Consider the following 24,603-nt stretch of genomic DNA (forward strand, 5'->3'; position numbering starts at 1 on the left):
GTCAGCCCTGACAGGTCCGTCCACTGTTGAGGCAGTCGACCACGGTCGCCATCAGCGGCTCCGGCATCAGGTTGACGAAGAACGCGTGATCGGTCAGCGGGCTGTTGCGCTGGCCGTCGAAGGCGTCGATCCGGAACGCGGCAGCCGGCGGAATGTCGTACCCGAGGGTCAGTCGGAGCCGGGGCACCGGGAAGGTGTTGCGCGGGCACGCGCCGTCCGGGGACGGGAAGACGAGGTGCGCACGGTGGCTCTCGCTGTCCGTCCGCCGGCCGTCCCAACAGCTCGGAAAGTCGTACACCCGCTGCACCCGGTCACCCACCGGGCATCGGGGGTACGCCGTGGTGCGCCGCTCCGCGGTGCCTGAGCAGGTCCAGGTCGCGGCCACGTTCCGGCCGCCGTTGGTGACGGCCACGGCGTCTCCGACCGTGCCGGCGAGCTGCCGCGGCATCGGCACGACCGTTCCCCGGGGGTTGCCGGAGAAGGTGAGGGTCACCTCCACCGGCACCTCGATCGGGCCGTCGTGGCCGGTGTGGTCCGTGGTGGTGGCCGGGTCGACGGTGCGCAGCACCGGCCAGAAGTACGTCGACAGGTCACCGTTGCGACAGGTGGTCAGCGCCGCCGCGAGGGTCTGCGGCGTCGAGCCGACGGCGGTGGAGAGGTTGCCGACGTAGTCGTGCACGTGGTGCGGCTGCCCGGGAAAGCCGGGTGCCATCACGATGTTGGCGGTGTTGCGGTGGCCGTTCTCGTTTCGGCCACAGTCCCAGGTGTAGCTGCCGGTTGCCGCCCCCGGTGCGGCGGGGCCGGGCGGGACGAGGTTCATGTCGACGAGGTCGGTGGCTGTCGCCGGTCGCCTTCCACCGCCGGCCTCGCTCTGCCAGGCCAGGCCGCAGCCGAGCGCGACGAGCACCAGTTCCAGTGTCAGCGTCACGGTGAGGACGCGACGCCGCGCCGTCCCGCGCTCGCCACCCGCTCGAACGTCCTGCGGCACAGTTCACACTCCCGTCGCCCACCTGGGTGGGCAGTGGTCAGGTTGGGCCATGAGCTGCGCCGGATGCGCCCGGTTCAGCGGTCGACACGGTTGGCGAGGGGTTCTCCGGCGAGGTACCTGTCGACCTGGTCGCGCACGAGCCGGTACACGCGGTCGGTGAGCCCTTCGGTGATCGCGCCGACGTGTGGGGTGATCAGAGCGTTCGCCTCCCGCCAGAGGGGGTGACCGTCCGGAAGGGGCTCGGGATCGGTCACGTCGAGCGCGGCGCGCAGCCGGCCCGACGACAGTTCCCCGAGCAGCGCCGTGGTGTCCACCACCGGGCCACGCGAGGCGTTCACCACAAGCGCCCCGTCCGGCAGGGCCGCCAGGAACGCGCTGTCGACGAGGTGCCGGGTCGCGGCGGTCAACGGCACCACGACGATCACCACATCGGCCCGGGTAAGCAGCACGGGCAGGTCGGCGACGCCGTGTACGCCCTCCGCCGGCCGCGCTGTCCGTGCTACGACGGTCAGGTCGACCTCGAAGGGTTCCAGCCGTCGGGCGACGGCCGCGCCCACCGAGCCCGCACCGATCAGCAGTACGCGCCGGCCGTTCAGGTCGACACCCGGCTGCGGCTTCCAGACGCCGTCGAGCTGCGCCGAGTGGAGGGCGGGAAGGTGACGGAGCTGCGCCAGGGTGGCCGCCAGCACCCACTCGGCGGTCGCCGCGCTGTGCAGCCCACGGGCGTCACAGATCACCGTTGTCGGCGGTGTCAGGTGCAGCCACCCGTCGGAACCCGCGCTCGGCAGTTGCAGGACCTCCAGTGCGCGCATCCGTGGCACGACGTCGTGGAACTGCGGCTGGTCCAGCAGTGTCGGAACGAAGAAGGTGACCGTTTTGGGGTCCGAGGGCAGGGCCGCCGGGTCGTCCGCCACTTCGATGTCGACCTCCGCCGGCAGGTCGTGCAGGTAGGTCAGGCCGAGCTTGTGTGGGAGCCAAATCTTCACCGGGCGTCTCCGATCGTGCGGGTGGCCGCGCGCGTGTACCGCCGCTCATCAGGTACAACGCCATCCCGCAGCCCGTGTTCGACGCCGCGGCACAGGTCACATCGGTCGGGGGCCAGCCGCAGGACAGGACACAGCCGTGGGGATCAGCGTGCCGGCTGAGGCGGATGGGGCGGGTGGTGGCGGTGGCGGCGGACGGGAGGCGCTCTACTGCGGGGGCGCCTCGAAGTCGAAGAGCGGATCCAGGGTCAGCCAATTGTCCCGGGCGGCCACCGCGGCTCGCTCCACGTCGTGGGCCTCACACAATTCGATGATGCGTTGGTGCTGTGCCACGGAATCGCGCCCGTGCAGTGACGCGAAGCGGAGACGTTCGAGCCGTCGCAGCATCGGCGTGAACTGCTCCAGCACCGAGCGGATGGCCGAATTGGCGGCGGCCGTTACCGCGACCCCGTGGAATTCGTCATCCGAGGCGATAGCGGCGTCGACATCGCCGGCGTGTAGAGCTGCCGCGAACCGTCCGTTGGCCGCGCGCATGGCTTCGATCTCGTCGGCGGACAGATGGGGCACCGCCTGGCGTACGGCCAGCTCGTGCATCGCCGCGGTGACTGACTGGGCCGCCCTCGCGGCCTGGACGTCCAACGGTGTGACCATGGTGTAGCGGCCGGGCTTGGTCTGGACGAGGCCGGCTTCCTCGAGCCGGGCCAGCGCCTCGCGCACCGGGGTGCGGCTCACACCAAGCCACTGAGCCAGATCCGCGTCGTTGAGTCGTTCCCCCGGCGCGAGAGTGCCGTCGACAATTGCGTCACGGATCGAGAGGTATGCGTTTTCCCTCAGCAGGGCTCGCGGGATGACACCCTGACGTTCGGGGATTGGCATGCAACATATTACACACCGCGTCGACATCAGTGTCAACGAGTCACACGCCATACCCCGCCGAGCGCGATCGCACCCGTGCCACTCGCGCATCGCATATGTGCCGGTCAGCTCTCCCCGGGGTCGTGACGAGCCGCCGAGTGGTTCGTCACCGATGAGGGAGAGCGCCGCGCGTCTCGGGATACCAGTGGGGCTCAGGACCGATCGTCCTGGTACAGCAGTTGGGCGACCTGGGCCGGGTGTTCCAGGTGTGGCAGGTGGCCACCGGGCAGCACCGTGACGACGGTCGTCGGCAGGGCCGCGGTCAACCACTCGACATAGGGAGGTGGCGGCTGCGCGCCGGTCACCCACCGGTAACCGACGCCCCGGTCGGCGATCGTCCGCAGATCCGCCTCGCGATCGACGGCGATCTGCCCGTCGTCGCCCCGCAGAAGCTCGTTCCAGTAACCCAGCAGCAGATCGCGTCTCGGTGCGGTAGCGGTCTCCGCGAGGTCGCGTGCCTCGCCTCGTAGCGACTCGATCCCCATGCCGGCCAGCATGCGGTCCCAGACCGCGCGCCATTCGGGGCCCCGCAGCTCCGGCTCCGCCGCCCGTACGACGTCGCCGAAAGGGCCCGGCAGCAGGAACTGGTCGAGGTTGACGACAGCGCTCGTGGGATAGCCAGCGGCGTAGATCGTGGCGATCACACCGCCGACGGAGTGACCCACCACCGTCGGCGGCGCGGTCAGACCCGCCGCGGTGATCTGACCGTGCAGGAACTCGGCAACCTCGCGCAGGTCGTACGACGTGCGGGGCGGCGCGTCGCCGTGGCCCGGCAGGTCCAGGGCGAGGACCTTGCGGTCCGGTTGGAGGACCGCGAGTTCGCGACGCAGGGGGCCCCAGTGTCGCCGGTCGAAGGTGAGTCCGTGGAGCAGAACGATGGGAGATGACATACCCGTACGGCGTAACCACGCGCTGAACGAACCGTGCGTGGCCCCGGTCACAGCTGCCAGCGCACCGGCCCACCGGCTGCGGGCTGATAGCGACAGTAGTTGCCGGTGTGCACCGACGCGCGGAGGTGCGCCGCCACGATGGGAGCGACCGGCTCCAGCCTGGTGAGCACCGCCCGCAGGGCACGTGTCGTGTTCACCCGCGCCCGTTCCGCTTCGGCGCTGTACGAGCGGGTCCGACCCCCCAGGCCGGCGGCCCGCCGCAGTTCAGCCAGCAGCGCGCTCCGCTCGGCCGCGAACGTCGCGGCGAGTTCGACGTCGCCGGTGCGGTCTGCCACGTCCATCTGACGCGCGAGGTCGTCGAGCCGTTTGCGGTACGCCGCACGGGCTGCGGTGTCGAGCACCGGTTCGGGCGCGGGCGCCACGAGGCCGGCGCCGCCGGCGGCCAGATCCAGCGCGGCGATCTCCTGACCGGGTGCGGCCAGGAGGGTACGCAGGAAGTGGAGACCCCTCACGTCACGAAGGCGGGCATGCTCCGCACCGGCGTCGATGATCCAGTCGTCGCCGTCGCGTCCCAGTCTCCAAACGTCGGCGCCGGGCTCGGCGTCGGCCGCCGGTGCGCTGGCCGGCGCCTTCGGGGGCGATGTCTCGTCGGACGACACCGGGAGTCCGGCGGGAACCGGCAGGCCGAGCCCTTCCGCTATCGATGCCGCCTGCGCCCGGTCCCCCCGGGCTGCGAGGGTGGCTGCCAGCCACGGCAGGGCACCGAGCCGCTCCTCCTGGACGACAGCCCTGTCGAAGTGCGCCCGCGCTTCGTCGGACCGCCCCAGCCGGGCGGCCAGACGACCCAGATAGTCGTCGACCGGCCCCGCGATCGTGTTCGCCCCGCCCCAGACCACCAGGCGACCAGCGTAGGGAAGGAGAGCATCGTAGAGGGCCCCAGCGGCCGTCGGCGCTGCGCCGAACGAGGCGACGAAGGCCAGGTCGGCCACCGCGCCCAACCAGCGGGGGCCGGCGCCGGCCAGCACCGACGGCAGCAGGCGATCCACCTCCAGCAGGGCCTCGGCGACCTGGCCTGACTCTGCCAGAGCGCGGGCGGCGGTCACCTCGAAGAAGTGTCCGGGCAGTCGCCGCGCGAGCACCCGCAACGTCTCGACCTCGCCTGCCGCGTCGCCGCGCAGCAGAGCCAGTCGACCCCGCACCGACGCGGTCAGCCGGTACGCGTCCGACAGGCCGACCCGCCGTCCCGTCTCGATCACCTCGACGGCAAGCGCCTCAGCAAGCTCGAAGCGGCCCCGGACCAGCGCCAGAACGGCGTGCCGGGACAGGGCGATGACACCGGCCTCCGGGTCGCCGTCCCGCTCCCCCGCCCGCGCGTACGCCACCAGAGCGGCTTCGGCCGCGTCCAGGTCGCCGACCTCAGCCAGCGCGACGAAACGCCAGAACAACCCTCGTCGTTCGAGGACGGCATCCCCGACCCGGCGGGACAGGTCGATGATCTGGGACGCCGTGGACAGACGCTCGGCGGCGGCGGCCGGATCCCACAACGCGTGCAACCGCCCGTCCAACACCTCGGCGAGGGTCCCCGGGTCGTCGGAGTCCTTGGCGAGCCGAAGCGCCTCGTCGACGAGTTCTCTCCGTCGGGCCGGGGCGGACGGGTCGCCGAGCATCTCTCCGGCAAGCCGCACCAGCACGCGAGACCGGGTGGCCGGCGGCAGCGACCGCGACGCGGCGTCCTCCAGCAGCCGGATCAGCCCCGTGTCGAGGGAGAGGAACTGACCGCGCGAAGGCGACGTGAGAGCAAACTCGACGACAGCCTCCTCGCCGGCTCCGGGCGGCACGGCAGCCGCGAGGTCGAGAGCCGGCCCGGGCCAGCCGGCGGTGAGCAACCAGACCGCGTGCACGGTGCCGATCGGCATCCCCGGCAGGACGGCAGCGAGTTCCGCTTCGGTCAGTGGGGCGAGATACAGGTGCTGGCAGGGGTGCCTCGCTTCGACCGTCGTGGCCAGGACCGCCGCTCCGCCGCGTACCAACCGGTCGAGGTCGGCCTCCGTCGCGGCCTGGTCGAGGTCGTCCAGGATCAGCAGCCGGGGCCCGGTTCCGTCGGACCCCGGCTCCGAGCCGACCAGCGGGGAGTCGGCTGCCGTCGTCCGGTCCACCGGCAGGCCACGCTGCCGGGCGAGGTCCGCCGCCGCGTCGCCGAGCGCGGTCTTTCCCGACCCGGGCGGTCCGACGACGATCAGGCACCCGCCCCTACCGGCGACCGCACCGTCCAGCAGTCGTCGGACGGCGGCGAGCTCACGACGACGTCCGATCATGTAGTGAGAGTAGGTGCTGCCCCTGGGCCTGCCCGTCGACTCTTCTCGTCACCAGGCAATGGGGACATCAGCCCACCACCAGAATATCTTCGCGCCGCATTCTTCACCCACTATGGATATCGTGTCGCGCAATTCATCCACTTGAACGTAACTAGCAATGAAGTAGATTTCCACTCCCTCTCTATACGCTCTGATCTGACCTGCCGAATTTCTACAGGGAAGAATCATGACCAGAGCGGCGAGCACCATTGGCTCCGAGCTTCGCGCGCACGACGAATCCGCCACGCCACATCCGACCTGCCGCGCCGAGGAACGCATGCGCGACATCCACCGGAACAACGGCAGTGCCCTGCTCTACTTTCTGCGCGGATTCGTGTCCCCCGGCGTCGGCCACACCGCCGAGGATCTGCTTCAGGAGACGATGCTGCGTGCCTGGCGCAGGCTCGACACGATGCCGACCGAGCCCGAGGCGCAGCGGCGCTGGTTGTTCGCTGTGGCCCGGCGGCTGGCCATCGACGCGCACCGCAAGCGACAGGCCCGACCCGCCGAGGTGAGCCTGCCCGACACCGAACCCGCAGGCTGCGGGAGCGAGGCGGCGAACACGGCCATCGCCACGGTCACGATGCGACGCGCCATCGGTCGACTCAGCACCGACCACCGGTCCGTACTGACGGAGTTGTACGTCAAGGGGCACACCCTCGATGAGACCGCCGCCCGGCTGCGCGTCCCGGTCGGCACCGTCAAGTCCCGCGCGCACTACGCCACGCAGTACCTGCGCAACGCCCTCATCAACGAGTGAGCCGGCTCGCCAGGGTGCGGGCACCCGGACGAGCCGGCAAACTACCCGCGGTCAGGTCGCGGCGAGACGGTCGAGAGCGCGTCGGGCGAGTTCGGCTAGGACGAACGACGCGTCGGCCAGGACCGAGTCGTCGAAGACGGCGTGTGGGCTGTGGTTGGTCGCTGCGGTCGCCGGGTCGGCGGCGGCGCTCGCCCCGAGGTGGAGGTAGCACCCCGGCACCTGGTTCAGCACGCGGGAGAAGTCCTCCGCTGCGGCGATCGGCGCGGGCATCGGCGCCCACCGGTCCGCGCCCAGCGCGTCCCGCACCACCGCGGCGGCGAACTCGTACTCGTCGGCGTCGTTCACCGTCACCGGGTACCCGTCCTCGTAGGCGACCTCGGCTGTCGCCCCGTACGCCTGGGCCACCGACTCGCACAACCGGTTGATTTCGGCTCTGACCCGCGCGCGGTTCGCCTCCGAGAACGTGCGGATCGTGCCGGTGAGCTCGGCCTGTTCGGGAATGATGTTCGACCCGGCACTCGCCTGCATCGTCGTGATCGTGACGACGACCGGGTCGAACGGGTCGAAGGTGCGGGTGAGCATCGCGGGGATGGACGTGATGATCTGCGCCGCCACCGGGATCGGATCGTTGGCGAGGTGCGGCATCGACGCGTGGCCGCCCTTCCCGTTCACCGTCACGGTGAGCGAGTCGACGCCGCCCATGAGGGTCCCTGGCCTGCTGCGGAAGACTCCCGCCGGGGGCCCGTAGGAGCGCACGTGCAGGCCGTATGCGGCCCGCACCCGGGAACCGGCGGCGTCGAGCACCCCCTCGTCGATCATGCGGGCGGCGCCGTCCCACCCCTCCTCGCCCGGCTGGAACATGAACACGACGTCACCGGCCAGCAGGTCGCGGTGCTCAGCGAGGGTGCGGGCCGCACCGACCAGGGCAGCGGTGTGCAGGTCGTGCCCGCACGCGTGCATCGCGCCGGGCGTGCGGCTCGCGTACTCCAGGCCGGTCGCCTCGGTCTGCGGCAGCGCGTCCATGTCCGCGCGCAGCAGGACCGCCGGGCCGGGTCGGCCGCCGCGCAGGACCGCCGTCACCGATGTCAGCCCGGCGCCGCGGGACACCTCCAGCCCCAGGCCGTCGATCGACTCGATGACGGCCGCCTGCGTACGCGGCAGGTGGAGACCCGTCTCGGGGTACGCGTGCAGGTCCCGGCGCAGACGGACCAGCTCGGGTTGGAGCCTGTGTGCGGTTTCGCGCAGGACGTTGACGTGGTCTTGGTTGGTCACGGCAGGTCGGTCTCCTGGTCGGTGGCCGGTGAGTCGGTCACTCAGCTGGTGTCTTCACGGGTTGCGGGCGTCGTGGGCGTACCGCGCCCTGCTCAGGGAACGTCCAGCCGAAGCGGACGGCGGCCAGACGGACGGACGTGGTCACGACCACGCAGACGAGACCAGCGATCAGGATCGGTGCGCCGAACGCGGTGAGCAGGACGAGTGAGCCGGCCCCGGCCCCGGCGGCGACGGCATAGAGCGTGCCGACCTGGAGAAAGGAGATCGGCAGGCTGAGGATGACGTCGCGCAGCATGCCGCCCCCGATGGCTCCGATGACTCCCACGACCAGCGCCCCGGCTTCGCCGACGCCTAGGGACAACGCCTTGGAGGCTCCGATCGCGCCGAACAGCCCCATGACGACCGCGTCCAGCACGGTGATCAGCCAGCCGGCTCGCGCCAGCGCCGGCTGGAGCAACATGCCCAGGACCGCTGCGGCGCCGGCCACCAGCAGGTACCAGTTCTTCCAGATCACGACCGGCGGCTGGTTGAGCACGACGTCACGCAGGAGGCTTCCTCCGAGCGCGACGGCGAGCCCGATGACGATGACGCCGAGCAGGTCGATGCGGCGATGCCTCTCCCCCGCCGCGAACAGGGCACCCTGAAGGCCGCCGAGTCCCGCGGCGAGGAGTTCGATCCACAGTGCCACCTGGAACGTCGTGCTGGACATGCGGCGTCACGCTCCGGGTGGCTCGGGGCCGGCTCGCGCTGCCATGTAGGTGCGAGCCGGCCCTGGATCGGGGATGGTGGTGCGTCAGCGAGCGCCGCCGGCGCTCTGCGCGGCGGTGACGATCACGTCGGAGACGACGCCGGGCTGCGTAGCGAAGAGGGCGTGGCTGGCGGCGACGTTGGTGATCTTCGCGTTGATGCGCGTGGCCATGTGCTGCAGCATCGCCTGGTCGAAGGCCCGGTCGTCGGTCGCGATGACTGCCCAGCTCGGCTTGTCGCGCCAGGCGGCGTTCTTCACCGGCGTCGCGAAGGCCGCCATGTTGACCGGCACCTGCGAGTCGCGCAGGAAGGCGGCGTCGGCGTCGCTGGCGTCCGCGGCGAACCCGGCCTTGAACGTGTCGGGGTTGAGGAACCCGTAACCGTCCTCGGCGACGTCGATGACGAAGTCGGGTGTCGGGCCGAATCCCTCGTACTGCTGGCCGGTGGTCTCACCCGCGTCCGGTGCCAGTGCGGACACGTAGACCAGTCCGGCGACGTTCGGGTGAACCCCCGCCTCGGTGATGACAGTGCCGCCCCAGGAGTGGCCGACGAGAATCGTCGGGCCGTCCTGCCGGTCGAGCACCCTCGTGGTCGCCGCGACGTCGTCCTCCAGCGAGGTGAGCGGGTTCTGCACGATCGTGACCCGGTAGCCCAGGGTCGTCAGCTTGTCGTACACGCCGCGCCAGCCCGAGCCGTCGGCGAACGCGCCGTGCACGAGCACGACGTTCTCGATTCCTCGACCGTTGGTGCTCATGGGGTTTCCCCTTCCGTCGCCGCGCCGGCTCACCCCGGGCGGGGTCCTGTGCGAACCGGCAGTCGCCGGCTCTGATGTGCAGTATATTGCATGCCGGGTATCGCAACAAGGCATGCTCAGACCGTGTGACCAGCCACTCGCCCGACGGAAAAACGGCCGAAAGCGCCGGCAAGACTCCGGCCCCTTCGCCGGGCGGCGTCGAACTGGAAGGTCAGGATGTCCGCCATGGGCACGACGGTCCGGGTCGTGCCCGCTGCCGGTGCCGTGCCGTTCCAGAGCGACGGGAGTACGGCGATCCCCTGGTCGGAACGGAGCGCTGCCACGTCCCTGCGCCACTGCGGCCACAACAGGCCGTCGTAGAAGTGCGGCAGTTCTCCGGACACCGACCAGGTCAGCCATTCGCGGTGGGACAGCCTCATCCTGGTCCAGTCCAAGGACCGTGGATCGAAGTAGATGACCTCACCGGGCACACCGGGCCGCCCTGCGGCCGGCCGTAGGCCGTTGAGGAAGAAGACACCACCCAGCACGTCGTTCGCCACGATCAGACCCTCGGTCGGCGTCCACGTCCAGTCCACGTCGGCCGGGAAGGCGTTGACCTGACCGATGCTGGGAAGGCTGACCTCCGCCGACGGTGAACCACCGAAGATGCGCAGCCACCCGTCGTAGAGCAGGATGCCGCCGCAGTTCCAGGCGATGGCACCGAGCGAGGAGTTCGCCGGTACCTGAAGCTGCCGCAGGCCGGCTCGCGCCTGCTCCCGGTCGACAGCGAGAACCCGCGGCGCGGCGAAGCTTCGCAACAGGACGTCCAGCAGGGCGAACCACGAGGCGTCGTCGTCCTCGACGAGGGCATCGAGGTCGTCAAGGTCGAGCATCACCGTCACCCCTTCCATCCATACCTCGAACGACGGAACCGCAGCCGTGAAGTTCAGCGCCCGACCAGGGCGCGGGCTGCCGTATCCGCATCAAGGTGGTCCAGGCGATCGCGGATGTCGGCCACCTGCGGCACGCTGAGATGACGAACCAGTTCACGTGCCTCCTGCCACGCCTCACGGGCGCCGACCCGGTCGTCCACCGCCACCGCGATGTCGCCGAGGTGCACCAGACACCCGACCCTGTTCATGCGCCAGCCGACCTGCCGGTAGACGGCAACCGCGCGCTTCATGCCCACCAGTGCGGCCGGAAGGTCACCTCCGACCCGGCGGCACTGGGCCAGGGTCTCGTGACACAACCCCTGGCCGTAGAGGTCACCGAGCGCCTCGGCGATCGACAGGGCCCGCCCGACGAGGTCCGTGCTCGCGTCGTGCCGGCCGAGACCGGAGTACGCGGTGGCGAGACCACACAGGACGGACACCTGGTTGGGCAGATCGTCCAACGACTCGACGAGGCGCAGAGCGCGCTCGTGATAGGCCACGGCATCGCGGTAGTTCTCCTGCGTCGAGCTGACCTGACCGAGGTCGTGGTACACCAACGCCTGCTCCGACCGACAGTCCAGCCCGTTGTAGAGGTCCAGCGCCTGCCGCAGGAGACGCGCGGCGGTGTCGTCGTCGCCCAACGCATGCTCGGCGCCGGCCAGGCTGTGCAGCATGTGCGCACTGCCGATGGCGTCCCCGGCGGTGGTGACCGCCCGCAGACACGCCCGTGCGACAGTGGCCCAGTCCTGCCACCAGCCCTCGCGCTGGTAGAAGGTCCGCAGGCTCATCGCCAACTGCCGGGCCGACGCCGCGTCCCCGTCTTCGATCTGGCGGTGGACCACTGCCTTGAGGACGTGCCGGTCGGCGGTCAGCCAGGCGACTGCCTCGGTGGCGTCGTCCACCTGTCCGACGGCCACCGCGTCCATCGCCCTCGGCGGGTCCAGCATCTGCCCAGGGGCCAGCAGCCGGCTGGCCGCGTACGCCGTCTGCTGGTAGTGCTGGACGAGCCGGCGCGACGCCTGGTCCCTGGTCTCGTCGTCCTCGTGCAGGTGGACCAGCTCTCGCGCGTAGGCCCAGACGAGGTCGTGGGTGCTGAAGCGACCCGGTGTGTGTTCGACGATCAGCCCGGTCCCTACCAGTTCGCCGACGAGCAGCCGCGCCTCGCCCACCGGCACACCGGCGAGACTGGCCATCGCGGGAACCGTGACGTCCGGAACGGGCTGGAGCGACAGCAGCCGGAACATGCGGGCCGCGCGGGCACCGAGCATCCGGTACGACCACGAGAAGATCGCCCGGATGTCGTTGCTCATGTCGGAGAAGCCGTCCAGGCTGCCCTGGGCGTCCCGTAGTTCCCGGGCGACAGCGCTCAGCGAGTGATCCGGATGGGACAGGGCCCGGCCGGCGACCACGGCGAGCGCCAGCGGGAGCCGCCCGCAGCGTTCCACGATCTCGTCCAGGGCCGGCAGGTCCGCAGACGTTCGCGCCGCCCCGATTCGTGCGGTCAGGAAACTTCGCGCGTCCTCCTGCGACAGGACGTCGAGCGTCATCAGGTGGGCGCCGTGCGCCGTGGCCAGCCCGGTGAGGCGCTTGCGGCTGGTCACCAGCACCAGGCAGCCGGGAGCGCCGGGCAGCAGGGAACGTACCTGCTCGACGCTGTGGGCGTTGTCCAGCACGACGAGGATCCGACGACTGGCCAGGACACTGCGATACAGGCCGGACCGGGCGTGCTGGCTCGCCGGCATGTCGGCGTTCGCGACGCCGAGGGCATTGAGGAAGCCCTGAAGGGCTTCGGCGGGGTGCAGCAGGGACTGGTCGGGGTCGAAGCCCTGGAGATCGACGTACAACTGCCCATCCGGGTACGCGTCGGCCAGCTGGTGGGCGAGGTGGATGGCTAGGGAGGTCTTCCCGATGCCGGGGATTCCGTCGATGGCGAGCACCGGCATCGACGTCTGCGTCAACACGTGACCGTTGACCAGGCTGAGGGTGCGGCGCTGCGCGTCGTCCCGGCCGGTGAAGTGCGGAAGGTCGGCCGGCAACTGGGCGGGCAGCACCTCGGTGAGCGACGGCCCACGGGCGATCTGCATGCGGCCCGGGTGTGGGCGCGGGGACGACGGCTCGCCGGTGACCGACGCAGTGGTTCCGGCAGCGTTCTGCCGCAGCACCACCTGATACGCCTCGCGGAACTCCTCCCCCGGGTCCACGCCCAACTCCTCGGCGAGTCGACGGCGGACACTCTGGAACAGCGCGATGGCCTCGGCCTGCTGCCCGTCGGCGGACAACGCGAGGAGGAGCTGAGCCTGCAGTGCCTCGTCCCACGGACGGTGGTCCGCCACACAGCGCAGCACGGGGAGGACTGACCGGGCTCGTTCCAGTCGCAGTGCCAGCGAGGTGGCCTCACGGGCCAGGTCCGCGCACTCGTGGTCGACGGCGCTGAACGCGAGGTGATCGTTGGCGCCGAGCTTCGACGCCCCGCCGCACGGACCACGCCACAGGGCGAGCGCCTCCTCGTAGACCGACATCGCCTCGGCGAACCGTCCGGCGCCCTCGTCCGACCTGGCCTGGTCGGCCAGGGAACGCAGTCGCAGCAGGTCCAGGTTGCCGGCGTCGACCTGCATCCGATATCCGGCGGCGTCGCCCAGCAGCCACCGTCCACCGGATCTCGCCGGAAGTCCGGGCTCGAACAGACGCCGCAGTGCGCCTACGTACCGGTGCACGACGTTCACGGCACTCTGCGGCGGACGCTGCCCCCACACCACCTCGATGATCTCGCCGACGCTGACGGGTTGCCCGGCATTGGCCAGCAGTAGACCCAGGATCAGACGTTGTTGGCGAGGGCCGAGGTCCACCTCTTCGCCCTGGCGCCAGACCCGCACGGGCCCGAGCACGCCGAAACGCAGTGGTGTCTCGTCGTCGTGGGTGACGGTCACGATCTCCACCTTCCTACGTCCGTCCACCTGGGAAATGTCGTGCGATCTTGCGGGGCCGCCCGGCGCACCGACGGCTGGCGTCGATCTCGACGGTGCGCGCCGAGCCCGCCGTTCGGCGCGGCACCCATCAGAAGGGCGTAACCCTTGGCTGAACAGGCTGTTCATGACGTGGATCACATCGCGACGCACACCTGGTCCGGGCCGCATCGCCCGCTCTCCCCGGAGCGGCTTCCCCGCCAAGCGCCCAGCACGCGTCATGCAATATATTGCATGTCGGGCTAACGACCAACCAGAACATCGAGGCTGTGGCCACCACCACCACCGGGTCCCCACGAACCGGTGTCGCGCGGACGGTCCTCGGCGCGGATGGCCAGGCCACGGCAACACTGATGCTGGTCGATGTTGCCAGAACGCCTTCAGACGTGTTGGAATGGCTCATATCGCCGCAGCGCGGGGGCAACCGCGCTGGGAACGGCATGCACGGGAGCATCGCAGTGCCGGCAGCGCGCCGCTTGGGCAGGCGCTCGCCTGCCGCACCGCCGGGCCGTCTCCCCCACGACGGGCGTCCTGCCGGCAGGCAACCCAACACCGCCCGTCGCCAGCACCCCCGGCACGTGTCCCCGGCGGCCGACGCGCTCGATGTCCCACCCGCCGGCCGCGTCCGATTCGGCCTGCCAGCGCACCAGAACCGGCGACGAGGTGAGAAGCAGTCATGATTTCCCGAGAGAGTTTCGCGGGGTGGTACCGACACCGCCTGGTGTGGGTCGCGGTGATCCTGTTGGCGACGTCAGCCGGCGTGGCCGTACTGGTCAACCGCTCAGACTCGAAGGCGGAGCCGGCGGATCTGCAGGCGCAGATCGTGGCCCGGATGCGTACGACGCTCGAACGGGTGGACCCGGGGCAGCACAACCATGCCGGGCACGGTGCTCAGCAGGTGGCCGCCGGGGAGGAGAAGCCGCCGGTGATCTGCGGTGTCCGCGTCTACGGCTACGAGCCGGCCGACGTGACCACGCTCGCCGATGTGCGGACGGTCTACGGCTTCCACCTCTGCGGGGTCGCCGAGCAGAAGCGCCCCTGGGACGTGGCCGTCAAGCTGGCCGGTCCGGTGATCATGGACATGTCCTCCGACCCTCCGGGCATCCAGGTGGTCGAGGCGACCGAGGACGTCAGGTTCATCGACCGGCTGCGGCAGATGTTCCCGCCCAAGTACGCGACGGTGGCGCAGGAGGAGGCGCTGACGGCCGCGGAGATGGCCGACCAGCGTCGCCGGTACGACGCGGCAGCCGGCCTCTGACCACGCCGCGCAGGGCATCGCTCCCGCACACGACCGGCCGCCGGACGGGGAGTCGCCCGGCCGCGAGCTGACCATCCGGGCGCCGTGGTGGATGCGTGCGCGAGTGATACCGCAGCTGCGGACCACCATGCGCAGACCCGTCATTGATCAGACGATTACGGACAGCTCGATCCACATCCGGCTATAGACAGATCAACATTGATATTTACATTTATTGATGCAACAGTGGCCTTGGGAGCGTTCCCACCCCCCGCACCAACGAACGGAGGATGAACAGTGCGTTCACACCAGTCAGGTCAATCCGGCGGACCGTCCCGGTCCACCATCCGCCGGTCGCTCCAAGCGCTCGTCCTGCTGTTCGCGATGGTGGTCGGCACGCTGCCGTTCACCGGAGCCGCCCAGGCTCACGGCACCATCATCAACCCGGCGAGTCGGGCCTATCAGTGCTGGAAGACCTGGGGCAACCAGCACATGAACCCGGCCATGCAGCAGCAGGACCCGATGTGTTACCAGGCTTTCCAGTCCAACCCCGACACCATGTGGAACTGGATGAGCCAGCTGCGCGACGGCCTCGCCGGCCAGTTCCAGGCCCGCACGCCGAACGGGCAGCTGTGCAGCAACGGCCTCTCCCGGAACAACTCCCTCAACCAGCTGGGAGCCTGGAAGGCGACGACCGTCAGCAGCAACTTCACGGTCCAGCTGTACGACCAGGCCAGCCACGGTGCTGACTACTTCCAGGTCTACGTCACCAAGCAGGGCTTCAACCCGGCCACGCAGCAGCTCGGCTGGGGCAACCTCGACCTGGTCGCGACGACCGGGCGGTACGCGCCGGCGCAGAACATCTCGTTCAACGTCTCGGCGTCCGGACGCAGCGGGAACCACATCCTGTTCGTGATCTGGAAGGCGTCCCACATGGACCAGACCTACATGTGGTGCAGCGACATCAGAATCGCCTGATCAGCGACGCGGAACCACTCCGGCCCAGGGCGTTCGGCGTCCTGGGCCGGAGCGCATCCGGCGTCGCGGCGGCGAGCAGGGCCGACGCCTGACCACGTCCCGAGGTCAGGCGTCCCTGTCGTTGCGTGGCCAGAGACCCGCAGCACAGCTGCCTGCTCGCAACAGGCCCGAAACTACCGGTTGATATCCCTGGAATTTTCTGCCAGCCTGAAGGCCATCGATGAGTGTGAACGTTAACATGATCGTCTTCTCGCTGGAGGTGCCACACCGACCACCGAACCACCCACCTTCCAGCCGCGCCCAGCACCCGCCGCAGATTGCCCCCAGGCGACCGGGCCCACTCATTTCAACCCTCTATCCGCTGGTCACGTAGCTCCAGCCGACTCAGCTGAGGCAACCGTCCAATGTCACGTCCGGCCCGTTCGGCCCGACTCGACATCGGAACCGCCAACGCCCGAGAGGCCCCGCCACCCCACCAGCGACAGAGGTCCCCCATCCCACCACTGGAGGATCACTATGGTTCCCCGGACCCGTCCCACTCGACGTATCCGAACAAGAACGCTCACACTTTCCGGAACTGCGGCGATAGTTGCGGCCCTGGTCGTATCGCTGCTGCCCAACCTCGCCCAGGCCGCCGAGACCACCCTCGGAGCCGCCGCGGCCCAGTCCGGCCGGTACTTCGGTGCCGCTGTCGCAGCGAACAAGCTCAACGACAGCGCCTACACCACGATCCTGAATCGGGAGTTCAACAGCATCACTCCCGAGAACGAGATGAAGATCGACGCGACCGAGCCGCAGCAGAACAACTTCACCTTCGGCAACGCGGACCGGATCGTGAACCACGCCCTCTCCCGGGGCTGGAAGGTGCGTGGGCACACCCTGGCCTGGTATTCGCAGCAGCCCGGCTGGATGCAGAGCATGGAGGGCTCCGCGCTGCGCAGCGCGATGCTCAACCACGTCAGCCGGGTGGCCGGCTACTACAAGGGCAAGATCTACTCGTGGGACGTGGTGAACGAGGCGTTCGAGGACGGCAACAGCGGCGCCCGTCGTAACTCGAACCTCCAGCGCACCGGCAACGACTGGATCGAGGCGGCGTTCCGTGCCGCCGACGCGGCGGACCCGGACGCGAAGCTCTGCTACAACGACTACAACACCGACAACTGGACCTGGGCCAAGACCCAGGCGGTGTACAACATGGTGCGCGACTTCAAGTCTCGTGGCGTGCCGATCGACTGCGTCGGGTTCCAGTCGCACTTCAACGCCAACTCGCCGTACAACAGCAACTACCGCACGACGCTGTCGAGCTTCGCCGCCCTCGGCGTGGACGTGCAGATCACCGAGTTGGACATCGAGGGCTCGGGCACGACGCAGGCCAACACCTACCGCAGCGTGGTCAACGACTGTCTCGCCGTGGCTCGCTGCAACGGGCTCACGGTCTGGGGCGTGCGGGACTGTGACTCGTGGCGCTCCGGCGGCACCCCGCTGCTCTTCGAGTGCAACGGCAACAAGAAGGCCGCCTACACGGCCACCCTGGACGCGCTGAACAGCGCGGGCCCCGGCACCACCCCCACGCCCACCACGCCGGGCCCCACCCCCACCGTCCCACCGGGCTCGGCCAGCGAGATCGTCGGCACGCAGTCCGGCCGGTGCGTCGACGTGCCGAACGCGGCAACCACCAACGGCACCAGGGTGCAGCTCTACGACTGCAACAAGCAGACGAACCAGGCATGGACCTACACCTCGAACAAACAACTCCAGGTGTACGGCAACATGTGCCTCGACGCGGCAGGCTCCGGCAACGGGGCGGCGGTGCAGATCTACAGCTGCCACAGCCAGACCAACCAGCAGTGGAACGTCAACTCCAACGGCACCATCAGCGGCGTGCAGTCCGGACGATGCCTGGACGTCTGGAGCACCGCCAACGGCGCCCAGATCCAGCTCTACGACTGCCACGGCCAGACCAACCAGCAGTTCCGGCTCGCCGCCCTGGGCGGCGGCTCCACCCCGACGCCCACGACGCCGCCCACGACGACGCCGCCGCCCACCACCTCGTGCGATCTCCCGTCGTCGTACCGGTGGTCGTCGACCGGCGCGCTGGCGCAGCCGCGGTCGGGGTGGGTGTCGCTGAAGGACTTCACCGTCGCGCCATACAACGGCCAGCAGCTCGTCTACGCCACCACGCACGACACCGGCACCACGTGGGGCTCGATGAACTTCGGCCTCTTCAGCAACTACAACCAGATGGGCTCGGCCAGCCAGAACGCGATGAACTCGGCGACCGTCGCGCCGTCGCTGTTCTACTTCGCGCCGCGCAACATCTGGGTGCTGGCCTACCAGTGGGGTGGCACGGCGTTCTCGTACCGGACCTCCAGCGACCCGACCAACCCGAACGGGTGGTCGTCGGCGCAGACGCTGTTCACCGGCAGCATCTCCAACTCCAACACCGGCCCGATCGACCAGGCGGTCATCGGTGACGACCAGAACATGTACCTGTTCTTCGCCGGTGACAACGGCCGGATCTACCGGGCGAGCATGCCGATCGGGAACTTCCCGGGCAGCTTCGGCTCCAACTACACGACGATCATGACCGACACGACGAACAACCTCTTCGAGGCCGTCCAGGTCTACAAGCTCCAGGGCCTGAACAAGTACCTGATGATCGTCGAGGCCATCGGCGCGAACGGGCGCTACTTCCGGTCGTTCACCGCCAGCAGCCTGGGTGGTTCGTGGACGCCGCAGGCCACGTCCGAGAGCAACCCGTTCGCGGGCAAGGCCAACAGCGGTGCCACCTGGACCAACGACATCAGCCACGGTGAACTGCTGCGGACCAACGCCGACCAGACCATGACGGTCGACGCCTGCAACCTGCAACTGCTCTACCAGGGTCGCTCTCCCAGCTCCGGCGGCGACTACGGTCTCCTGCCGTACCGGCCGGGTCTGCTGACGCTGCAACGCTGACGTTCGGACATCACCGGGGGCGGGCGGGCTCGGCACATGACGAGCCCTCCCGCCCTTCGCTCTCCCACCACCAGGAGGTACCGACAATGCGAGGACCTGCGGACCACCCCCCGCAAGGGGGAAACACCCAGGCCGACCGAGTGTCGACCGGCTTGAGGGGCCGACTGTTCAAGCTCGCCGCGGCCGGGCTCGCCGCCGCGGTCGGGTTGCTCACGATCACCGTCGCTACCGGGTCGGCGTCCGCCGCCGACAACCCGTACCAGCGCGGCCCGGACCCCACCCGGACCAGCGTCACCGCCGTGAACGGCCCGTTCGCCAACACGTCGGTCAGTGTCCCGACCGGGTACGGCTTCAACGGCGGCCGGATCTACTACCCGACCGACACCAGCCAGGGCACCTTCGGGGCCATCGCGATCTCGCCGGGATACACGGCGTTGTTCTCCGCCGAGCTGGCCTGGATGGGGCCGTGGCTGGCCTCCCACGGCTTCGTCGTGATCGGCATCGAGACCAACAGCCGCAACGACTTCGACACCGCCCGAGGCACCCAGTTGCTCGCCGCACTGGACTACCTCACCCAGCAGAGCCCGGTACGCGACCGGGTCGACCCCACCCGGTTGGCCGTCGCCGGTCACTCCATGGGCGGTGGTGGCGCGCTGAGCGCTGCCATCCGGCGCTCGTCGCTGAAGGCAGTGGTCGGAATCGCCCCGTACTCGCCGTCGTCGAACCTGGCCAACGACCGGGTGCCCACAATGATCTTCGCCGGGCAGGCGGACACGGTGGTCACCCCGTCGTACGCCACCGGTCTGTACAACAGCCTCCCCTCCACGACCGAGAGCGTCTACCTGGAGGTCGCGGGGGCGGATCACGGATTCATGGTCGGACGATCGAACCCGGTGATGGTCCGCACCATGCTGCCGTTCGTCAAGATGTTCGTCGACAACGACGCCCGGTACAGCCAGTTCCTCTGCCCGCTGCTGGACAACAGTGGTGTGGTCACCTACCGCAGCACGTGCCCGCTGCTGCCCTCGACACCGACCACGCCGCCGCCGACCGATCCGCCGACGCCGACCCCCACCCCGACCGTCCCACCTGGCTCGGCCAACCAGATCGTCGGCACCCAGTCCGGCCGGTGCATCGACGTCCCCAACGCCTCACGCACCAACGGCACCCGGGTCCACCTCTACGACTGCAACAGGCAGACCAACCAGCAGTGGACCTACACCTCGAACAAACAACTCCAGGTGTACGGCAACATGTGCCTCGACGCGGCAGGCTCCGGCAACGGGGCGGCGGTGCAGATCTACAGCTGCCACAGCCAGACCAACCAGCAGTGGAACGTCAACTCCAACGGCACCATCAGCGGCGTGCAGTCCGGACGATGCCTGGACGTCTGGAGCACCGCCAACGGCGCCCAGATCCAGCTCTACGACTGCCACGGCCAGACCAACCAGCAGTTCCGGCTCACGCCCATCGCCTGACGACCATGACGCGCCCGCCGAACACCATGGTCGAGCGCATGCGGGTCGGCACAGTCGAGGACGAGATCACCTGAACAGGCAGACCGACATGGGCGGGCGGACTCGGCGTGGATGCCGGGTCCGCCCGCTCGTCCGGCTGGACTACGGCGCAGAGCGCGCCTAGCCGGCGGTCGCGCGGGCGGCGGTGTCGATGAAGTCGGCGACCGGGCCTGGTTGGGAGACCGCCACGGCGTGGGACCCGTCGACCTCGATCGTGGTGGACCCGGCCCGGTCGGCCAGGAAGCGTTGCAGGTCCGGCGGAATGCCCTTGTCCTGCTTGCTGATCAGGGTCCACGACGGGATGGACTTCCAAGCGGTCTTGGTCACGGAGCCCGTCTGGGCGCTTTCCGCGGCGGGCCGCTGAGTGACCGCCATCAGCGCGGCGAGGTCGGGGTCGACGTCGGCGGCGAACACCGCCGGGAACTTGTCCTGATCGATGTACTGCTCCATGGACATCGAACCGTCGGGGAGACGGAACGGAACCATCTTGATGGAGGTACCGAGTTCACTCCCGGGATATTTCATGATCAGGTCGAGCACACTCTCGCCGACGTCCGGGCTGACGCTGGCGACGTACACCAGAGCCTTCACGTTCGCGACACCGTCCGCAGCCTCGGTCATCACGATCCCGCCATAGGAATGAGCGACCATGACGACCGGACCATCGATGTTGTCCACGACGGAACGAACGTAGGCGGCGTCCTGCTGCACGTCACGCAGCGGGTTGGCGACGGCAATGGCCGGGTAGCCGCGGCGCTTGAGGTTGGCGATCACCCCGTTCCAGCTCGACGAATCGGCGAACGCCCCGTGGACGAACACAACAGTGGGCAGCCCTGCCTTCTGGCCGGGCGAGTCAGCTGCGGTCATTCGGCATCACCTTTCGGAAGTCCTGCCGCTGACGTCTGCAGACGTACGTCGGCGGCGGGAACGTTCGACGGGGTGTCTCACTCGCAGCCCCGCGCCGGCCTGGGATCCGGGCCTCGGAGGGCGGTACAGCACCAATATCCAGCACGGATGAGACCTCCGTCAGCGAAATCCGAAAGCCGCTCGGCGCGCGCTACCCAGAGGCGGAGAGCTGTCCCTGCGACGAATCGTCGCCAGCGGTGGCGGCGCGCAACTCCTTGAGCACGTAGGTTGCGGCCTGCTCGACGGCGCGGATGCCCTCCTTCTGACTGACGTGGTGGTCGGAGAGGACGGCGATCAGCCAGTCATGACGAGTCTCGACGATCCGTCCGATGCTGTTGACCAGCCAGCGACCACCGTCGACGTCGGCGGTGTCCCAACCGTTCTTGACGTACACGGCTGCACTGCCCGACTCCCGCGCGGCGGTGACCCCCCATCGCTGCTCCGGGATCACCTTCTTCATGAGGCCCATGACGAAGGTACGATCCTGCGGGGTCAACGGTCCCGTCGGCGATGTCAACGCGGTCAGCAGACGGAGCTGGTCGGCAGCCGTCGTCGTGGTGAGGCCCCAGTGCGAATTGGGCTTGGTCTCCCGCAGACCGAGTGCGCGGTTCGCGGCGGTGAGTCCCCGCGAGCCGTCGATCCGCTGCCACAGGGCCACCGCCGCATCGTTGTCACTGGACATGATCATGTCTTCGGCCAACCGCCTGGTGCTGGAACTGAGGGCCTTGCCCGCCGGCTTCTGACGCAGCAGCAGGGCCGCGAGGATGTCGACCTTCACGATGCTGGCCGTCTCGAACCGTTTGGCACCGACCGCCACCGCAGCCGTGCCCTGTCGATCCAGTGCCGCCACCGCCAGGTGACCGTCGTACCGTTCCACGTAGGCCTCGATACGCGTCCGCGCCTCGGCGACCCGGTCGACGGCCGGTGTCGTGGGGACCGGACTCGCTGGAGTAGGACCGCGCGACGGGCCGGCTCCCCCACCGTCGCGAGCGCGTGTGGCACCGAAGGCAGCCGTCGCCACACCCGCCAGAGACATGGTGACCGCGGAGACGACCCAGCGGCGTGACAGCTGCCGACCTCCCCGCTCAGCCAAGACGGGCCACCGCCTTCGCCGCGATCGAATCCAGCGCGGCCTGGCTCCCCAGCTCGGGCACCCGGACCGTCGAGACCGTCTCGCCTCGTCTTAGCATCACGACGTACGTGACGGTGTTCGGCATGCCCGCACGCTCGATGCGGCCTCGGACGAGGATGCCGGCGTCCCCCAGATAACGTGGGTCGACGACCTCGAAGGAAACGCGTGCCCCCTGCACCAGGTAGCTCGCGCACCGCTGCAGGACCCGACGAACGTCAGTCACATTCCGCTCGGCCCACCCCGGTTCGTACGTCTCCACCACGTGGTGGGCCAACGACGAGCCGTCCGACGGCCGGTAGTAGCGCTCCGAGGCGGCAAGCCGGTGCGACTTCGCCGCATAGTCGCTGCTCTGGTAGGCGGGGCAGTCGTTCTGCTCCCACGGCCAGGGCGGCAGACCGGTACGGACGTCGTCCTCGTGCCAGTTGGAACCCAGGTCCCCCGCCCCCAGCAGCACGCCCGGCTCAGCGCTCGCGGTGTGTCGCTCATCGGGGCCGACGCCGGGCTCCGACCGTTGACACCCGGTGGCCATCACCACCAACGCCGACAGGACCACCGGTACGACAGCCATCGAACCGCGACTCCGGCCCCGGCACGCCCCGCTGCTCGATACGGACACGGAACCTCCCCAACACAGATAGATGCCACCGCAGATCACGCGTCGGGCGGCGTCGGCTGGCATGCTCGCCGCGGCTTCACCGACGCGGCGGGTGCCGTCCGACCACAGAGCCCTCGGAGCCGTCGCACCCCGGCCGCGGACGGGACCGGTCAATGGCGTTCCTCGGCGAACAACTCGGAACGGGTCTCGCCGAGCAACTGACGCAGGCGGTCGAGGGAACGCATGCTCTGGCTCTTGACGACGGCGGTGGAGACGCCCACCACCTCGGCAGTTGCCTCCACGCTCAGGTCGTCCCAGTAGCGCAGGACGATGATCGCCCGATCCCGTAACGGCAGGGTGGCGACCGCGTCCAGCAACGTCATACGCAGCTCGGCCGGATGTTCCTCGCCCCGATCCGGCGGCGCCGACATCGCCAATTCGCGGCTGGAACGACGCCGCTGCTGGTCGATCATGCAGCGCAGCAGTACCTTGCGGGCGTACGCGTGGGGGTCGTCGGCCCGGCGGACCCGGCTCCAGTTGGCGTACACCTTGGCCAGCGTCGTCTGGGTGAGGTCCTGGGCGAAATGCCAGTCGCGGCACATCAGAAACGCGGCGTCGCGCAGGCGGCCAGCGGCCGCCTGCGCGAACTCCACGAAGTCCTCGTCAGCCATTCGACCGGGCCAGGGACGCGAAGTTCTTGGCACCGCTTCTGACGAGCTCGGACGGCAGTCTCGTCCCCCACGTCGGGTTCGCGGCGATCGCGATCGCCTCGTCCACGGAGAGGGCGGGCGGTGCCGGAAACGTTCCCTTGCCCTCCCAGGACACACAGGTGGAGATCATCACATCGACCTGGAGGCCATCGCGGTGGTAGACGGTGACCATCTCGTTCTGCACGCAGTCGTCGGGATTCTCGGTCAGCTCCACCGTCCCCGGCGCCGGGTTGTCACCGAGGCGGTCCCGGTAGATGGAGAGCCGCAGCATGCCCGGCCCCTCGCCTCGGTCGAGGTGAAGCTGGACGTACGGCATGCCGGCACCTGCGCCGCCGCTCTGCAGGTTCGCATACCCGCCGGTCTTCCCCTTGGGCAGAAGCCGGGTCAACAGTTCCAGCGCGCCCTGCGGGGTGGTGGTCAGCAGATCGCCGCCGGGCCCCGCCCCGATCCTCACGGTGTCGATGACCCTGGTCGAGGGAGTCGCCGACACGGGCCCATGTGGCACCCCTCTCGGGTTGTCTCCGCCGTCCACGAACCCGCCCGGGGCGTCGTCTGGCGCGCCGCCCGGAGACGGTGTGGCCGAGTCGACCGCCCCACCCTGCGAACCCACGTTCATCCCGCCGGGCTGACCGGCGTCATCCGCACCGACGCCGAGCGGGCCGGCGACCAGACCGATCACGACCAGCGTCACCATCGCCGATCCGCCGGCACCGAACTGCGCCAGGCGGCGCCGGCGGCGCAGTCGGCGGCCCTGCGCCACTGACCGCTCGATCAGGTCACCCAACGGTGGTGCGGGGTGCTGGGCCAGATCGTCAGTGAAACGTCCACGGACGTCACCCATGTCCCGTACCCCTCCTCGGCCGGGTGCCCTGCGTGGCAACCCGTCTCCTACCTGACGGGTTGGCCGGCCAGTTTGGTTACCGCCTTTCGACACGACTTTTTCCGACGGAGCCCGCCTGCCGACGCGGCACTCGCCGCGCGTGCGCGGCCGCCTCCGGAGAGTCGTATTTCCTTGTCGGGAGGGCCACCGCGG

At 69.4% G+C, this 24,603-nt stretch carries 20 protein-coding genes; 5 read left to right on the forward strand and 15 right to left on the reverse strand.

Annotated elements, in window-relative coordinates; translation table 11 throughout:
* Position 1: 1 nt before the first annotated feature.
* From O7631_RS26705 to O7631_RS26725, 5 genes are all read right to left on the reverse strand, one after another.
* Positions 2 to 928 carry a DUF1996 domain-containing protein gene (locus O7631_RS26705; protein WP_278146804.1) on the reverse strand — a complete coding sequence of 309 codons (927 nt, stop codon included), beginning with the start codon at positions 926 to 928 and terminating at the stop codon, positions 2 to 4.
* A 134-nt stretch (positions 929 to 1,062) separates the two neighbouring features.
* Complete coding sequence (locus tag O7631_RS26710; RefSeq protein ID WP_278146805.1) at positions 1,063 to 1,974, reverse strand: 2-hydroxyacid dehydrogenase; 912 nt, start codon at positions 1,972 to 1,974, stop codon at positions 1,063 to 1,065.
* A 204-nt stretch (positions 1,975 to 2,178) separates the two neighbouring features.
* Positions 2,179 to 2,847: a GntR family transcriptional regulator gene (locus tag O7631_RS26715; RefSeq protein ID WP_278146806.1), complete on the reverse strand. Its 669-nt coding sequence runs from the start codon at positions 2,845 to 2,847 to the stop codon at positions 2,179 to 2,181.
* 191 nt (positions 2,848 to 3,038) lie between these two features.
* Positions 3,039 to 3,776: an alpha/beta hydrolase gene (locus O7631_RS26720; protein WP_278146807.1), complete on the reverse strand. Its 738-nt coding sequence runs from the start codon at positions 3,774 to 3,776 to the stop codon at positions 3,039 to 3,041.
* Positions 3,777 to 3,823: 47 nt separating this feature from the next.
* Positions 3,824 to 6,091 carry an ATP-binding protein gene (locus O7631_RS26725; protein WP_278146808.1) on the reverse strand — a complete coding sequence of 756 codons (2,268 nt, stop codon included), beginning with the start codon at positions 6,089 to 6,091 and terminating at the stop codon, positions 3,824 to 3,826.
* Positions 6,092 to 6,317: 226 nt separating this feature from the next.
* Between O7631_RS26725 and O7631_RS26730 the strand changes: the two genes are divergently transcribed.
* Positions 6,318 to 6,890 (forward strand): sigma-70 family RNA polymerase sigma factor, encoded by a 573-nt coding sequence (locus tag O7631_RS26730; RefSeq protein ID WP_278146809.1) that lies wholly within the window; start codon positions 6,318 to 6,320, stop codon positions 6,888 to 6,890.
* Positions 6,891 to 6,941: 51 nt separating this feature from the next.
* Here the strand turns inward: O7631_RS26730 and O7631_RS26735 are convergent, their stop codons facing one another.
* The 5 genes from O7631_RS26735 to O7631_RS26755 form a co-directional block, all read right to left on the reverse strand.
* Complete coding sequence (locus O7631_RS26735) at positions 6,942 to 8,162, reverse strand: M20 family metallopeptidase (protein ID WP_278146810.1); 1,221 nt, start codon at positions 8,160 to 8,162, stop codon at positions 6,942 to 6,944.
* 37 nt (positions 8,163 to 8,199) lie between these two features.
* The gene (locus O7631_RS26740; RefSeq protein ID WP_278146811.1) at positions 8,200 to 8,871 is read right to left on the reverse strand and encodes a TRIC cation channel family protein; all 672 of its coding nucleotides are present in this window, start codon (positions 8,869 to 8,871) and stop codon (positions 8,200 to 8,202) included.
* An 84-nt stretch (positions 8,872 to 8,955) separates the two neighbouring features.
* Entirely contained in the window at positions 8,956 to 9,663 is a 708-nt protein-coding gene (locus tag O7631_RS26745; protein ID WP_278146812.1) for an alpha/beta hydrolase, read from the reverse strand.
* A gap of 116 nt (positions 9,664 to 9,779) precedes the next feature.
* The gene (locus O7631_RS26750; RefSeq protein ID WP_278146813.1) at positions 9,780 to 10,535 is read right to left on the reverse strand and encodes a DUF2625 family protein; all 756 of its coding nucleotides are present in this window, start codon (positions 10,533 to 10,535) and stop codon (positions 9,780 to 9,782) included.
* Between the two features lie 53 nt (positions 10,536 to 10,588).
* Positions 10,589 to 13,501 carry a BTAD domain-containing putative transcriptional regulator gene (locus O7631_RS26755; RefSeq protein WP_278146814.1) on the reverse strand — a complete coding sequence of 971 codons (2,913 nt, stop codon included), beginning with the start codon at positions 13,499 to 13,501 and terminating at the stop codon, positions 10,589 to 10,591.
* A gap of 712 nt (positions 13,502 to 14,213) precedes the next feature.
* On the opposite strand from O7631_RS26755, the gene O7631_RS26760 reads away from it, so the two are divergent.
* The 4 genes from O7631_RS26760 (at position 14,214) to O7631_RS26775 (ending at position 20,188) form a co-directional block, all read left to right on the forward strand.
* Positions 14,214 to 14,795 carry a hypothetical protein gene (locus tag O7631_RS26760; protein WP_278146815.1) on the forward strand — a complete coding sequence of 194 codons (582 nt, stop codon included), beginning with the start codon at positions 14,214 to 14,216 and terminating at the stop codon, positions 14,793 to 14,795.
* 276 nt (positions 14,796 to 15,071) lie between these two features.
* Positions 15,072 to 15,752 carry a lytic polysaccharide monooxygenase gene (locus O7631_RS26765; RefSeq protein ID WP_278146816.1) on the forward strand — a complete coding sequence of 227 codons (681 nt, stop codon included), beginning with the start codon at positions 15,072 to 15,074 and terminating at the stop codon, positions 15,750 to 15,752.
* A 516-nt stretch (positions 15,753 to 16,268) separates the two neighbouring features.
* The gene (locus O7631_RS26770) at positions 16,269 to 18,710 is read left to right on the forward strand and encodes a non-reducing end alpha-L-arabinofuranosidase family hydrolase (RefSeq protein WP_278146817.1); all 2,442 of its coding nucleotides are present in this window, start codon (positions 16,269 to 16,271) and stop codon (positions 18,708 to 18,710) included.
* A gap of 86 nt (positions 18,711 to 18,796) precedes the next feature.
* On the forward strand, positions 18,797 to 20,188 hold the full coding sequence (locus O7631_RS26775) for a ricin-type beta-trefoil lectin domain protein (RefSeq protein WP_278146818.1): 1,392 nt from the start codon (positions 18,797 to 18,799) through the stop codon (positions 20,186 to 20,188).
* A 159-nt stretch (positions 20,189 to 20,347) separates the two neighbouring features.
* Here the strand turns inward: O7631_RS26775 and O7631_RS26780 are convergent, their stop codons facing one another.
* The 5 genes from O7631_RS26780 to O7631_RS26800 all read right to left on the reverse strand — a co-directional run bounded on the left by O7631_RS26780 (position 20,348) and on the right by O7631_RS26800 (position 24,411).
* On the reverse strand, positions 20,348 to 21,094 hold the full coding sequence (locus O7631_RS26780) for an alpha/beta hydrolase (RefSeq protein WP_278146819.1): 747 nt from the start codon (positions 21,092 to 21,094) through the stop codon (positions 20,348 to 20,350).
* 190 nt (positions 21,095 to 21,284) lie between these two features.
* Positions 21,285 to 22,010 carry a serine hydrolase gene (locus O7631_RS26785; protein WP_278146820.1) on the reverse strand — a complete coding sequence of 242 codons (726 nt, stop codon included), beginning with the start codon at positions 22,008 to 22,010 and terminating at the stop codon, positions 21,285 to 21,287.
* 208 nt (positions 22,011 to 22,218) lie between these two features.
* On the reverse strand, positions 22,219 to 22,833 hold the full coding sequence (locus tag O7631_RS26790) for a hypothetical protein (protein ID WP_278146821.1): 615 nt from the start codon (positions 22,831 to 22,833) through the stop codon (positions 22,219 to 22,221).
* A 197-nt stretch (positions 22,834 to 23,030) separates the two neighbouring features.
* Entirely contained in the window at positions 23,031 to 23,531 is a 501-nt protein-coding gene (locus O7631_RS26795) for a SigE family RNA polymerase sigma factor (protein ID WP_088988818.1), read from the reverse strand.
* Positions 23,524 to 24,411 carry a hypothetical protein gene (locus tag O7631_RS26800; protein WP_278146822.1) on the reverse strand — a complete coding sequence of 296 codons (888 nt, stop codon included), beginning with the start codon at positions 24,409 to 24,411 and terminating at the stop codon, positions 23,524 to 23,526. The genes O7631_RS26795 and O7631_RS26800 overlap by 8 nt, the downstream gene beginning before the upstream one ends.
* Positions 24,412 to 24,603: the final 192 nt, after the last annotated feature.

It is taken from the genome of Micromonospora sp. WMMD967 (genome assembly GCF_029626165.1).
GTDB lineage: Bacteria > Actinomycetota > Actinomycetes > Mycobacteriales > Micromonosporaceae > Micromonospora > Micromonospora taraxaci.